The sequence below is a fragment of the Caballeronia grimmiae genome (assembly GCF_022879615.1).
GTDB classification, from domain to species: domain Bacteria; phylum Pseudomonadota; class Gammaproteobacteria; order Burkholderiales; family Burkholderiaceae; genus Caballeronia; species Caballeronia grimmiae.
Genome location: NZ_CP084275.1, coordinates 239,970 through 252,497 on the forward strand (window position 1 = coordinate 239,970; position 12,528 = coordinate 252,497).

Sequence of the window (12,528 nt, forward strand, 5' to 3'; positions counted from 1 at the left end):
ATCTAGTTTTTCAAGGGTTGGTGACATCTGAGACGATCGAAACCGCGATCCGTCCGTCCGAAAATTCGAGCTCAAGATCAGATAGCGATCTTGCTTGTTCCATACGGCTGACCGCCTTGCCAGCATGGCGTGTGATGACGAAACCGCGCTCAAGTGTTCGCTTTGGCCCCATACCGATCACGGTAGCGAAGGCATTCTGTGCCTCGCGTTTCGCGGTATCGAGTAGGTGATTCGCGGACATGCAGATAGTCTCGAGCGACGATGAGATCCGCTGCTCCGCATGCACAAGCGATGCCTTTGCCGTGGCGGTGACCATCTCGATGTGCGACAGCGACCGAACTTCGGCCAGCTCAAGCCACTTCTGCCCGCCGACCTTGACAGCCTGGATCTGTGCTTCGGTCGCTTCTTGGGCGACCGCAACAGAACGCATGGCAAAGGCTGTGATGAACTGCCAGTCGCGCATGGCGGCCTGCGCATTATTGAAAATGATCGAAGTGATGTAGGCGATGAGCTTCGATGGCGTATGCGCCGAATAGCACGCGACTTCGTCGAGTATCACCGAGTCACGCTCGTGTCCGATGCCAACCATCACAGGCAAAGGCGTACGGCAGATTGCGTTCGCGATGGCGAAATCGTTGAGATGAGCGAGATCGGCGGCCGACCCACCGCCCCGAATAATGACCAAGGCGTCGTAGTGTCGCCCTTGGGCTGCGTCTCTGTTACGGATAAGGGCCGCCCGCATTGCAGACACGATCTCGTCGGGAGCGCCCTTTCCTTGAAAGCGGGCGTGGAAGTACTCAAAAGAGCAAAGTCCCGCATCCTCGAGGATGTCCGCTTGCGACTTGAAATCCCCGAGCCCCGCAGCGTCTTGCGGCGATATCACGGCGATCCGAGCGAACTCGCCCGGCACATTGCGATTTCGGTTCCAGTCGATCACGCCAGAGGCAGCCAGATCAGCCCTGATCTTAGCGAGTTTGCGCTGCATGTCACCAACCGTGAAGGACGGCTCAATATCCTTGACGATCACCGCGAGGCCAAACTGGATGTGGAACGTGGGAGCGACGCGCAGCAGCACCTTCATTCCGGCCTCGAGCTTTGACCCGGTCTCCGCCTCGAACTTGCCGAGGACCGCCTGCTTTGCTCCTGCCCACATGTTCGCACGCACCTTCGCGATCTCCTGACCCGCGTCATCGTGCTCGACGAGATCAAGGTAGACATGTCCCGCTCCGCGTGACGAGGAAAGCGAAGATATTTCGGCAACGACCCATGCCTCATCGGCGTGCTGTTGGATCACGGTGCTGATTTTCTTCAGGAAAAACGAGAGGGATTCGCCTCGCTGTTCTTCGTTCGTGTCGGGGGTCTGGTTCATGCAACTATTATACTGTCGGCGTATGTGTATGTGTTACGTTATCGGTTGTTTCACTTCGGCTGAGATGCATCCCGTTTCATCAGGCCATCGCAAAGGCCTTCATCTCAGGAGTGTCACATCATGGATATGTCCGAAATCAAGCATCTGAGTTCGAAGTTGCCCGGCTGTTACCAGCTGCCCGGGAATCCCGAACGCGACGTGTATATCGTTCCGCTCAGTGGTGGCGCGGATAGCTCTGCTCTGGCGATCATGTTGCGAGCGATGTTTCCGCATGTGTCTTTCGTGTATGTCTTCACCGATACCGGTGCTGAAGAGCCGGAGATCTATACGACACTCGATAAGCTTGAGGAGTTTCTTCAGCAAAAGATCGAGCGGGTTTTCAACGGTAAAGGCCTATACGAACTGATTGAGGAGTGGGGCGGATTTCTCCCATCACCTCGCGATCGTTGGTGCACCTCGGCTTTTAAAGCACGACCGTTCGCTGATTGGGTCAAGAGGTATGCAGGCCAGCAGAAATACATGTTTGTTGGCATCCGTGCTGATGAGCAGAGGCTCGCCTTCACTATGGATGAGGTTTCGACTGAAATGCCATATGTAGACCTTGGCGTGCGGCGCGAAGATGTTTTCAACGTCCTTCAATCGACCATCGGAATCCCGAAGTTCTATGCTCGACGTGTGCGCAGCGGGTGCAGTTGTTGCCCGTTTCAACGTCGTTCGGAACTCGCTGGCCTCCTTCAGGAGAAGCCGATCGAGTTCAGACGCGCGATGAGTTACGAGAAGCTCTCTCAGGAGGACGTGTCCAGGCAACCCGTCGCTGTCTCCTTTTCCGAGGAGAGCGGAGTCGCGGGTAACTGGATGAGTCTTCCGTTGCCATCGGGAGATTCGCTGGCAGGGCGGGCGGGGCGCAAGGACAGTCTGTCGTTGTTCCCCGAAAAAGGCATCTTCGTCGGTGCCGAATTTTTTGTCGACAGCGGGCTCGTTGGTGACGAGTTCATCTGGCATCGTCGCGTCGTCTCGTATTCTTCGTCGCTAGCGGGCATCAAGCGCCAGCTTCAGGAGAGATACAAGCATTTGCTGTCGACATACGAGGCGGTTGACTTCAGCAGCGCCGACGAGGTTAGGGCAAAGGCTCGTTTTGCCGTCTACTACATCCAGGCACCGGGCGATGTCTTCGACCCCGATGGACCCTCGGGAGAAGGGACCTATACCTGGCATGCAGGCGAATCCATGCGACAGATGGAGCACATCATGAGCTGGGCGACCCGTATCCTGCACGCGGAAGGAATGCGGCAGGAAGCGGACCAGTATGCTGGCGCTCGGGAAACGTCATGGGCCTATGAGCAACATCTCGGTGCGGTTGCGGCCCTCCGCAAGGTGAGGGGCGAGACCGGCCAGGTGGTGAACTCGATGTGGTTTGTGCCGAACGAGCCGCAGGCTGTTGACGAGTCTGACCTCGACGAACGGTACATTGCCTGTCCGATGTGCCAGCTTTAAGCAACCATCCACCCGACCCCGTGGCGCGTAGCGCTCCGGGGTCTTTTTTCGTCATCGCTGTGTTTCATTCCCATTGCACGAGGCAAATGCAAGGGCCTTGTTTTTTCTCAACGACATAAACAGGAGCAGGTATGCAAATGTTAGTGCAAGAACGGGTTACTGATTCGGACATGGCGAGCGCTCCGTCCACACTGTTCGTGGTGCGAGAAGTGGAAATCGCTCGCATGGCGCCAAATCGATCACGGATTGCTGGCATCAGACTCCCTGGCGCGATCGTATCGATCGACTATCACTTTAGCTGGAAGTCCTGGACGTTGAGGACCGAACCATTCGAACAACGTGCTACGGATTACGTGCGTTACACGCTACCGCAGGCGGTTGCGGCATTCGAGAAACTGGTCGGTTTGCATCTACCCGACATTCGCGTCATCGAGTATGGGGTTGGGCTATATTCTGCGGCTAGCTCGACGATTTCTGAAAATCCGTGGGCATTGCGTGACGGTGGGACGTACGAGGTCAGGCACCCCTCGAATGGATGCAAGCGATACAGCGCAAAGATCCGACACGATCGCTGTATGGTCGTGCCGCTTGCCCGGAATGGAGAACCGATCACGGATGCGGAGTTCGACCCGCGGTTGTGGACCATCGAGGAGTGGAAATCACTTCGGGAATGTCCGGCTGCCGCGCAGGCACAAACGGGTCTCAGCGTAGGTCCGCTCGGTCTTGATACTACGGCGGCGAACTGACCCATCAGTCAAAATCACTCAGCTGGACCCTCTGTAACCATGCCCGCCAGATCTTCCTTCGTGAACCTGGCGGGCTTTTTGTTTTTTTGTTTTGCCCGAGAGCGACATTGCATATCCATGTGAACCATCACGGAGAACGAGGCGAACGCAAGCGCCTTCCTTTTCCAACGACGCAAGGAGATATGCATCATGATCAAGTTTAAAAGCACCCTTACCGACGCGGCTGGCTTTTCGGGCAGCTACCGTGGCGAGATCGTGCGAGGTGAGGTGAAGACTTCGGGCGTGCTGTGGGACGCCGGTCGCGATGGAGATGCTCACACCGAAGTCTACGATCTCGAGTTCGAGGATGGCCGCAAGTTCAGCATGGCTGGCGACGCATACCGACGGCTGGACGAGCATGGACTCATCCCCAAGTTTGAACTCTTGGCTGCGCTCAACCCACGTTCGGCCGAGGAGGTTGTGTCCATCGTCGAGGAATCGGATACCGTGTTTCGCGGTCTGGTTACGACGGGTGATGCCACGCTGTCGTGCACCGTCTACTCGGTCAGCGATGACCCAGATGACATGCTGTCGGACGCTCAGGAGTGCGGTGACTGGGAGCTGAACGAAGGAAACCCCATTTCGGAGGTGTATTTCGGCGGTGGCGCGGACGAGGACGTGGAAGAGTTGACGATGTCGGAGTTCGTCGACGAGTTGCTGGAGCGCGCAGTAGCTACCGCGAAAAGCCAGGCGATGACGAAGGCTTTGTCTCTCGCCCAGCAAATCGCCCGGTTTTCAAAATGGGGGGAAATCGTTGACGGAAAGCAGTTCCCGGAAAATCGGAACTCCGACGATCTCGAAGACTCCCACCAGACGCTCATGCGGCTGATCGACGAAGCTCGCTCGATCACCAACATCCCGATGTGACGCGATCCAACTAACCACAGCCCATCAGACATCCGTCTGGTGGGCTTTTTTATTTCTCCCCTTGTGCGGTACTGCTGGTTGGCAAGCGACTGGAAGACGAACCGTGCGCCGTGCGACTTGTGTATCAACTGGCGTTGCTCATATCCGATCGCTAGTCAACACTCAAACACGGAGTTATCCCATGAGCAATCAGGAACATCAGAATCTGTCGCAGCGTCGTTCGTTTGTGTTACAGGTGCGGATTTGTACGGAAAGCGCTGTCTCGCCGGACAGCATTGGCGCGGCGGTTCAAACCCTGCTCGACGTGGGCATTGCTGACGCCCATTCGACGCTGGAGGACAAAGAGGGGGGTGACCAGGATGCGGCGCGGTTGGCCACCGACCTCGAATTCGGCCCGATAGAAGTCTGTAGTGCTGTGAAGCCGCGGGGCGCTCTCCCGGCGGACATTGGTTTGTCCGACCAGGAGGTTGTCGACGGTGCAGAACGCATGGCGCGTGTGCTGTTGAAGGCTTGGGGTTTCAAATTCTCCGGCGAGTCTGTTCGGAGTAGCAAGAACCCTCGTTGCTCGTCGGCTTGGAGCGTCGTTTCCGCGATGTTGGAGGAGTTCAACGGCACGGACCTCGTTAGCGCAGTTGATGCTTGTGAGCCCGCGAAGACCCCGGCGAAGGACCTCGACGCCAAACGCGAGGTTGCACAGTCGCAGTTTGAGGCGTACGACTTCGGCACTGGGGTCATGGTGCATGGTCACGATCTGTGGGAAACGGGCGATGCACGGGATTTCACCAAGATTGCCTATCTCGAGTATCCCGAGGACGAGCCGGACGTTGATTCGCATAAGGCAACGTTCCACGTGCGCTTCGACGATCAAGGCAACTTCTCGGAGGCATATGCTCTAGAGGTCGCGTCAGGCAACATGATCGGTGTTCGGATCGCGCATCCCTGAAATCGAAACGGGCGCCGCTCGCCCGGTCGCCTTACTGAAGACCAAAGAACCTGGCCCCGCGTATCGACAGATACCGGGGCTTTTTCTTTCGTTGCGTATGTCCGGTTGAGATTCATACCGACAGGCAAGACCAACTCAACCTATGGAGAAATCGCACATGAACATCAAGGCATCTATCGCGCTTTACAAGGGAATCACGGCTGCCGGCTTCCGATTGTCCAAGGATCAGTCGATGGAAACGCGAAACGGGATCTGCTGGAGCACGATCCTTGTTCTCGGCAAAACGCAAATCTTCGAAGCGAGCAATGAGGGGCGTGGCGGTGCGGACCAGATCCGCGTCTTGCTGGCCGGAGACACCTTGGATCAACGTGTGGTTGCGATGCGGCCGTTCGTCGACAAGCTCTATGCTGTGCCCGAGGTCGCGACCTTTATTCGAACGCGAGTCACCGAGCATCTCGAGTTTTCGCGCCAATGCAAGAGCCCGAATGATATCGGCAGGGACTTCGCAGCAGAAATTGAGGCTGCGAAGGTCGGACCGCTACCGCGAGACGAGGAGACGATAGCAAGCGTCGCTGGTGCGATCGCCGACGCAAAGAAGACCGTTTCGGTCCTGAAACGCGCGGCGCGGGGCAAGATCTGCTGGCTGGAGAAGCAAACCACGCCGGGCGCACAGGATGATGGCTACATCTCGGTGAAGGCTGAAGACAACCCGGCCAATCGGGCTGCCGTCATGAAATTGCACGGCGAAAAGATCGACGTTTTTATAAATGACCTGATCGCTGGACTGTAAATGGCTGTACCTGCAACCCCCGGGTCTCCCGGGGGTTTCGCTTTTCCTGTGCGACATAACCTTTCGCTCGTTCAACCACCCAAGGAGAGGTATATGAAAGTCGCAATCATCATCGAAGGCGGCGCGATCCGTGAAGTTTTGTCGGACATGCAAGGCGCGGAGATCCTCGTCGTCGACCGTGATACAGACGGCTGCGGCAACGAAAACGTCCTCTGTGCAATCGACGGCGGGCCGGCTGCCGTGGACGCCATGCATCAAGCGTTGCCGTGCTCGCAACCCACGCGCGTGCATGGAATCTTTGCTGCCGCGAAAAGCAAGCTCAGCAAGCTGGAGTCTGATAATGCCCGCGAGATCTTGAAGGCGATCTACCCGCCAGCCGCGGGCGAGACGTTCTCGGACGTTGTCGATCGCAAGGGTTGGGGAAATGACACGGAACTGGATGTCCTGAAGGACTTCGTCAGCGAAATGGGCTTGGACGACCAGTTGGTCGACTACGCCAAGACGCGCTAACCAACCAGGAGACTACCGATGCCGGATTCGCATGCAAAAACCACGTCCGTCAAGGTTCGAGATTTGACCGGGCAGACCCTCGATTGGGCGGTAGCTAAGTGCGAAGGTTTGCCGATTACTCACGACCCGATGGGTTTCAAGAGCGGATCGGAAGCCGGGTACTGGATATGGGACAACGCGCCAAAAGGCATGATGGCCAAGATCGGGAGAAACTACACGCCTTCAAACAGTTGGGCACAAGGCGGGCCAATCCTCGATCGCGAGCGTCCGCACCTTTGTCCGATCTTGCTTGATGGGCTTCCTGCGTACGAAGCATGGCCAGACGGTAAGCGCGACGGCCGGCAGTACGGCGAAACCGCACTCATCGCCGCGATGCGTAGTTACGTCGCGAGCAAGCTTGGCGAAGATGTCGATGTGCCTGCCGAACTGGTGAACGACGCGGCCATGGAGCAGCTTCGACGCAACCTATCTGCCTGCCAGTAGCCATCAACCACCCACGCCCGCAGTGCGCCTTTCCGAAGGTGCCTCGCGGGCGTTTTTCATTGGCCTAGCCGGTTTGCCTTCTCATTGTTCGACGAAGCCCTCCTACCTCCAACCGTGTTGCAGAGTCGTGTTTTGCATATCGGACTGCCTACCCAACCCGATAAGGATACTTGACATGAACACGAAAACAGCTCTGAAGGAATATAAGTGGACGAAAGAAGACTCGGCAGTAGCGGACGCTGGAGGCTGGGGACTGTTTGAATCGCTGGGCAACAGTCTGGAACTCCAGTTGCAACGTTGTGATGAAGCTGCTGTTTTTGAGAACGACGAAGCGGTCGCAACGCATGTGCAGACGATGGCCGACCGAGGCGATCCGGTAGCGATCCGCGCGATCCAAGCGCTTGTGGCAGCCGGTAGTTCGGATGTGGTCCGGTTCGGGTTGAAGGTGCCGGACGGGGAAAAATGCATCAAGTCGGTTTTTCAGCCTCAAGCGCAGGAGCAGCCTGTTGAGAAGCCCATGATGCTGACGCCATCCGGCCGATTCATCACGGATGATCGCGGGCGCAAGATTGCCGAGATGTTCCAGCCGGGAGATTCTCCGGCGGAACAGGAGGCAATCAAGCGCCGCTTGGTCGGATCGTTCAATGCGTTGCCTTCGATCGTTGGCGTGCTGATCAGGGCCGACAAGGAGGGCACGTTGACCCGAGCTCTATACAACGAAGGTATCACTGACGCGTACGACGAAGCACTCGGGCAAGCGGTGCAGGCGCTCGGCGCGGAAGGTATAGCCATGGTGGCACATCGTTACGAGCTCGAACCGGAAGTCATACATGCGAAAGCGGCGGGTTCTGTCGCGCCGATCGCCACGGTATCGGAGCAAAGCCAAAAGCAGCAGCACGCGCCCGATGCTCACACTAGCGGCAGCACGACGGATCTGATGGCGCTCGACGATCATGTGCTGATTGGGGAACTCCGACGCCGGGGAATTGTGTTGTCGGCCTGGGGGCTTGCGGACGTTACATCCACAATCGAAAACGACGGCGCAACCGATGCCCTGACGGACGAGCAGTTCGCCCAGCTTGAAGAAAAGCTCTTCGAAAGCGCTGCTAAATCGCTGGAGGATCTGCTTACGAATCGTGGCAACCAGCATATCGCCGACACCTGGGAGATCAATCGCACCCAACTCATCGGAGAGGTGTGCGGATCGCAAGCATCGCCGACCGCGTAATAGACCAACGTAACACCGCCCGCCGTGCACTCCGCAATGAGTGCCGGTGGGCTTTTTTCTTCCGTGGCGCACGTGCCTGGTGCTGCTGCCGACTTTCCCCTCTCTACTTCTGGCGCTTACAGCCCTGCGTTCCGCATATCCGTCTGCTATTAACCCACCCAAAGGAGATTCACCATGAATCCGCAGGAAGAACGGAAAATGCAGGATGTGCAGATCAGCAAGCGCGGCTATACCGAACGTCTGAATCAACTGATCCTGTCTGCGTCCCACGCCGCTGTGGTATCGCTTCAAAACTTCAGGATTGGCGGACAGGTGCTTCGCAGCCGTCTAAATGTTGAAAACACCAGTAAGCTTCGATCGTCAGGCTTGTCGGCGGGCGCGCGATTCACTGCGCACTACGCTCCGGGCATCATCGAGGTCGTTAAGGATGACGCCGGAACAAACGTCATCTCGCCAAAGCGGTTCGTCAAGCGAGATGGCAGTATTGAGATCGGCGGCCGTATTGACTTGCGCTCTCAGCAAGTGTACGAGAACCTTGGCGGTGAGGAGAGCGCGCTCGCCCTATATCTACCGGGACGTGTTGTCTTTCTGCATTTGCCGAGCGTTGCACGAAACTGCGACCGTATTCAGCGATTGCTCGACGCCGTCCAGGCGGGACAGATCAAGACCGTAGGTTTGTACGCGGGGATAGGGACGCTGGAAGCGGCGCTTCACGAAGGCTTTGCCGACGCCGGGCTCGAGAGCACGACGATCTTCGCGAATGATTCATGGGACGAAGCGATCGATTGTCTACTCACCGACAATCCGGCCAGCACGCGCAAGACCAAATCCTTCGCGGGTGGAATCGAGCAGTTCATCGCGTCCGGCATACGTATCCCGGGAACGACGCTGCTGACGATAGGTTTGCCTTGCAAGGGGGCGTCACGCTTAAACCTGCAAACCCGTGACCTTCCAGAAATGCATCCCGTCGCCGGCCATCAGGTCTTGAACGCGGTCATGGCGATTCAGCAACTGGAATTTCCGCCGCTAGTGCTAGTCGAGAACGTGCTCGCATGGACTGACACAGTGTCCTACAGCATGTTATGCCGTGTGTTGAGCGAGCAGGGTTATCAGACCGCTTTGGTCGGGGATACCGACGAGCAAGGGAAGTACTGCGGTTTGAACTCCAACGACTTCGGTGACATCGAGCGACGCGTACGGATGGCGCTGTTGGCGTATCCCGCGGGTATCGATATCAGTTTTGATGGCATGCGAAAATCGGGTCCCTCCACCAGGACGGTTGGCGATATCCGTATGCCTGAAGAACTGATCGATCCGGCGGAGTATGAAAAAGGCGCTCATCTGTCATCCGAGCACAAGGCCGCAAACGGATGGCACATGCGCGTTGCAAACGACGCCGACAACCGCACGTCGTCCTTGTCAGCTGGATGCTGGAAACAGCGCATCGAAGACCCTCGGTTCAAGCATCCCGAAGATCCTTCGAAAACGCGGCTGCCGATGCCTGAAGAACACGCGAGGCTGAAGGGTCACGATCCGAGGCTGGTCAACTCGCTGGCGTCGAACACGCATGCGCACACGGCTCTGGGCAACGGAACGGCGAAGCACTGCTGGGTGGAATTTGCGCGTGTTCTTGGAGAAGAACTTCGGGCAAAAACCACGGATATGGTGAGCTATCTGCGCCGCATCCAGCAAGGGGTCACCGTTATGCTGCATTCTCAGGAACCGGATCTGTTTTCCGCGCTGGCGTAACAACGTTCGGTAGTTCCGCGCACGTAATCTATCAACCTGCAATCCATGACCCGCCGATCGAAAGACGGCGGGTTTTCTCTTTCCCGCGTGACTCTTATTTCGACGGGGCTCGCACCCCGAGTTTGGTGCCGATCCGAAGGGGCCGCGCCACCACGTTTTCTCCTTATGTTTTGGTGTTACGCATTACCTCACATAAGGCGGTCAGGCGCCGAAGCCCCAACTCAAAATCACACGGAGAAGTACATGGTCACTGCTATCCAAAACCACACTGCACAAGCTGTCGTTCGTGATCTCACCATCGTCGGGACATACCCGAGCGGCGAGGCCTATTCCAATACCGTACAAGCGGGCTCCTCTTTTGAGGCGATGATTCGAGTTCTGGCTGACCGGCGCTACGCTGATGACGGCGGCGACCTGGCGATCTCGCGTGTCCTTGATGCGCGCACAGGTTTGCCCGTCGACGGCGTTATGCTGTCTGCCGAGCACGATTTGTTGCCTGAGGCGGAAGCCATCGATCAAGTAATCGAGAAGGTGACTTCGCTCTTGCCGGCGTTGTCATTCGGAGCGTTTGGGGGCAAACACGCCCTCAGCAGCTTCGATGCCCTTCGCGCGTACGCGGAGTATTTTGGACTAGTGCTCTCCGAGGCACCTTTTGCTCTTGAAGGTCTGAGCCATGGTGCCGGTGTTTCGTCGGACGAAGATATGACCTTGGAGTTTGAAGACAGCCAGGGTGTTGTGCACGAATTTGAGCCCGCGCTGGCGCTTCTGGCTTTGGCCGAAGCTGTCCTGGAGCGCGGGATGTGCGCAGCGGCGTTGCAGGTAAAGACGCTCGCTACGGTGGCGCGCAGCTCGCTGAATCTGGCTGCCGTCGATGCACTTGGCGACTACTGATGACGCCACAGGAGATCCCCCTCGGGGATCTCTTTTTTTTTGTCAAAATGAATCAACCGGGGCACGCCCGGGAATCTGATGGTTCCGACCTACCAGTCCATCTCTACCGGTTCCATCTGTTTGACTCGGCCGACCAGATACGCGCCTTCTCCTTCTGCGTACGCTTCGATCAAGAGCCGTTGGGAATGAAACTCTGGAGAGTCATGCCACACTACTTTGTAGGTTGGGATCGTGCATCGCATCCTTCCCGTGAGGTCGGCTATCCAGAACGAGAAGCACGGCTCACCCTCGACGGTCGCGAGCTCGGGTTTTTCGCGGAGTACATAGATGCCGCGGAAATGAAGGCCCGATTGAAGTGTCGCGACGTGATCATGCTGGCCGCTCGCTGCAAAATCCCGCGCGTTGACTCGCTGCCTGCTCACTCTTTGTCCCGTGTTGTCGAAATCGCTTGGAATAGTCCTATACCGATCTTAATCGCACTGCGTTTGTGCGATCGCCATGATTCAGTCAATGGCTGGTCGACGGCATGCCCTTTGAAGCGCGCCCGAAATTGGCGCGTTAGGCTGCATTGTCATGTTCTTCCGCTGTCAAAAGCAAGTCGGTCGTCTGAGGAGCAAGGGTGAGAAGCATAAAAAAACCCCGGGCCGGAAATCGGCACGGGGCGGGGTAGTTAGAGTAGCTGGAATTGCGGAGATGCTTTCCGTTGCTGGCGTGAATCGGCGAGAACCATCTCAGGCGTAACGTCGGGACCGTACAGCAACATTGCCTTCAGGACGAACGCATGGCCCATGGGCCGAGAATCGTCCAGCAACACGTTCGCTAGGCTCAGTCCGATCGTTTGATGGTCGAACCCATCGAAGTCCCACAGAACAATCGTACGATCCCGGGCGAGCCTGACCAATTGATTGAATGCTTCGGTTTGTCGCACAGCGTCGCGATAGAGCGGGAAGTAGACCTTCAGCCGTGCTTCGATGTAGCCCAGCTTCGTCCCGTTCCACCAGCAAAAGACCGGTTTGGCGCCTTTACCTCGCGGGTATCGGTCCGCTCGCATCTTGCCCCAGCCCGCCTTCGCCCATGCCCAGTATGCTTCGTTCGGGTTCCCGTCGGCACCCAACTGATCGGCGTACACCTTGGCGTATTGCCAACCGTTTTCCACTGTCCGCGCGACATGGCCGTCGTACAGATCCGCGGGCCCAAGATAGAACGGCGAGAACGCTCGAGACCAGGAAGTTGCGGATCTGCTGGTGGTGTCTACGACAACCGCGTCAGGCGGTGTACTTCCTCGCTCACGAGGCCCTGTCACTACGATTTTCATATCAATCTCCAGTAAGTTGAACGTGCCCGATGAGATGTGTCACACGCGGGTGGATTTTCTTCATGGTCGGTGTGAGGCATCTCCACACCGTATTGGTCAACTAC

The 12,528-nt window shown here is 57.2% G+C and carries 13 protein-coding genes; 11 read left to right on the forward strand and 2 right to left on the reverse strand.

The annotated features are described in order from the left end of the window. Positions 1 to 10 precede the first annotated feature (10 nt). A complete protein-coding gene (xseA, locus tag LDZ21_RS27380) occupies positions 11 to 1,369 on the reverse strand; it encodes an exodeoxyribonuclease VII large subunit (RefSeq protein WP_244797345.1) in 1,359 nt (452 codons plus the stop codon). Positions 1,370 to 1,489: 120 nt separating this feature from the next. Between xseA and LDZ21_RS27385 the strand changes: the two genes are divergently transcribed. The 11 genes from LDZ21_RS27385 to LDZ21_RS27435 all read left to right on the forward strand — a co-directional run bounded on the left by LDZ21_RS27385 (position 1,490) and on the right by LDZ21_RS27435 (position 11,732). Beyond that, on the forward strand, positions 1,490 to 2,863 hold the full coding sequence (locus LDZ21_RS27385) for a phosphoadenosine phosphosulfate reductase domain-containing protein (RefSeq protein ID WP_244797346.1): 1,374 nt from the start codon (positions 1,490 to 1,492) through the stop codon (positions 2,861 to 2,863). Positions 2,864 to 3,000: 137 nt separating this feature from the next. Next, positions 3,001 to 3,609 carry a hypothetical protein gene (locus tag LDZ21_RS27390; RefSeq protein ID WP_244797347.1) on the forward strand — a complete coding sequence of 203 codons (609 nt, stop codon included), beginning with the start codon at positions 3,001 to 3,003 and terminating at the stop codon, positions 3,607 to 3,609. A gap of 189 nt (positions 3,610 to 3,798) precedes the next feature. After that, complete coding sequence (locus LDZ21_RS27395) at positions 3,799 to 4,515, forward strand: hypothetical protein (RefSeq protein ID WP_244797348.1); 717 nt, start codon at positions 3,799 to 3,801, stop codon at positions 4,513 to 4,515. A gap of 181 nt (positions 4,516 to 4,696) precedes the next feature. Beyond that, positions 4,697 to 5,458: a hypothetical protein gene (locus tag LDZ21_RS27400; protein WP_244797349.1), complete on the forward strand. Its 762-nt coding sequence runs from the start codon at positions 4,697 to 4,699 to the stop codon at positions 5,456 to 5,458. Between the two features lie 157 nt (positions 5,459 to 5,615). Further along, positions 5,616 to 6,248: a hypothetical protein gene (locus LDZ21_RS27405; RefSeq protein ID WP_244797350.1), complete on the forward strand. Its 633-nt coding sequence runs from the start codon at positions 5,616 to 5,618 to the stop codon at positions 6,246 to 6,248. A gap of 93 nt (positions 6,249 to 6,341) precedes the next feature. Then, positions 6,342 to 6,758 carry a hypothetical protein gene (locus LDZ21_RS27410; protein ID WP_244797351.1) on the forward strand — a complete coding sequence of 139 codons (417 nt, stop codon included), beginning with the start codon at positions 6,342 to 6,344 and terminating at the stop codon, positions 6,756 to 6,758. An 18-nt stretch (positions 6,759 to 6,776) separates the two neighbouring features. After that, positions 6,777 to 7,241 (forward strand): phage protein NinX family protein, encoded by a 465-nt coding sequence (locus tag LDZ21_RS27415; protein WP_244797352.1) that lies wholly within the window; start codon positions 6,777 to 6,779, stop codon positions 7,239 to 7,241. A 175-nt stretch (positions 7,242 to 7,416) separates the two neighbouring features. Then, the gene (locus tag LDZ21_RS27420) at positions 7,417 to 8,469 is read left to right on the forward strand and encodes a hypothetical protein (RefSeq protein ID WP_244797353.1); all 1,053 of its coding nucleotides are present in this window, start codon (positions 7,417 to 7,419) and stop codon (positions 8,467 to 8,469) included. Positions 8,470 to 8,643: 174 nt separating this feature from the next. Beyond that, complete coding sequence (locus LDZ21_RS27425; RefSeq protein WP_244797354.1) at positions 8,644 to 10,218, forward strand: DNA cytosine methyltransferase; 1,575 nt, start codon at positions 8,644 to 8,646, stop codon at positions 10,216 to 10,218. A gap of 243 nt (positions 10,219 to 10,461) precedes the next feature. After that, entirely contained in the window at positions 10,462 to 11,109 is a 648-nt protein-coding gene (locus LDZ21_RS27430; RefSeq protein WP_244797355.1) for a hypothetical protein, read from the forward strand. Next, positions 11,109 to 11,732, forward strand: coding sequence for a hypothetical protein (locus LDZ21_RS27435; protein WP_244797356.1), 624 nt, complete (start codon positions 11,109 to 11,111; stop codon positions 11,730 to 11,732). Before LDZ21_RS27430 ends, LDZ21_RS27435 begins: the two co-directional genes overlap by 1 nt. 47 nt (positions 11,733 to 11,779) lie before the next feature. Here the strand turns inward: LDZ21_RS27435 and LDZ21_RS27440 are convergent, their stop codons facing one another. Beyond that, positions 11,780 to 12,424 (reverse strand): DUF6939 family protein, encoded by a 645-nt coding sequence (locus LDZ21_RS27440; protein ID WP_244797357.1) that lies wholly within the window; start codon positions 12,422 to 12,424, stop codon positions 11,780 to 11,782. Between the last annotated feature and the right edge of the window lie 104 nt (positions 12,425 to 12,528).

Coding starts and splice junctions, on each gene's coding strand:
- xseA (WP_244797345.1), bottom strand. CDS start 1,369: ATGAACCAGACCCCCGACACGAACGAAGAACAGCGAGGCGAATCCCTC.
- LDZ21_RS27425 (WP_244797354.1), top strand. CDS start 8,644: ATGAATCCGCAGGAAGAACGGAAAATGCAGGATGTGCAGATCAGCAAG.
- LDZ21_RS27385 (WP_244797346.1), top strand. CDS start 1,490: ATGGATATGTCCGAAATCAAGCATCTGAGTTCGAAGTTGCCCGGCTGT.
- LDZ21_RS27390 (WP_244797347.1), top strand. CDS start 3,001: ATGTTAGTGCAAGAACGGGTTACTGATTCGGACATGGCGAGCGCTCCG.
- LDZ21_RS27415 (WP_244797352.1), top strand. CDS start 6,777: ATGCCGGATTCGCATGCAAAAACCACGTCCGTCAAGGTTCGAGATTTG.
- LDZ21_RS27405 (WP_244797350.1), top strand. CDS start 5,616: ATGAACATCAAGGCATCTATCGCGCTTTACAAGGGAATCACGGCTGCC.
- LDZ21_RS27430 (WP_244797355.1), top strand. CDS start 10,462: ATGGTCACTGCTATCCAAAACCACACTGCACAAGCTGTCGTTCGTGAT.
- LDZ21_RS27440 (WP_244797357.1), bottom strand. CDS start 12,424: ATGAAAATCGTAGTGACAGGGCCTCGTGAGCGAGGAAGTACACCGCCT.
- LDZ21_RS27410 (WP_244797351.1), top strand. CDS start 6,342: ATGAAAGTCGCAATCATCATCGAAGGCGGCGCGATCCGTGAAGTTTTG.
- LDZ21_RS27400 (WP_244797349.1), top strand. CDS start 4,697: ATGAGCAATCAGGAACATCAGAATCTGTCGCAGCGTCGTTCGTTTGTG.
- LDZ21_RS27435 (WP_244797356.1), top strand. CDS start 11,109: ATGACGCCACAGGAGATCCCCCTCGGGGATCTCTTTTTTTTTGTCAAA.
- LDZ21_RS27420 (WP_244797353.1), top strand. CDS start 7,417: ATGAACACGAAAACAGCTCTGAAGGAATATAAGTGGACGAAAGAAGAC.
- LDZ21_RS27395 (WP_244797348.1), top strand. CDS start 3,799: ATGATCAAGTTTAAAAGCACCCTTACCGACGCGGCTGGCTTTTCGGGC.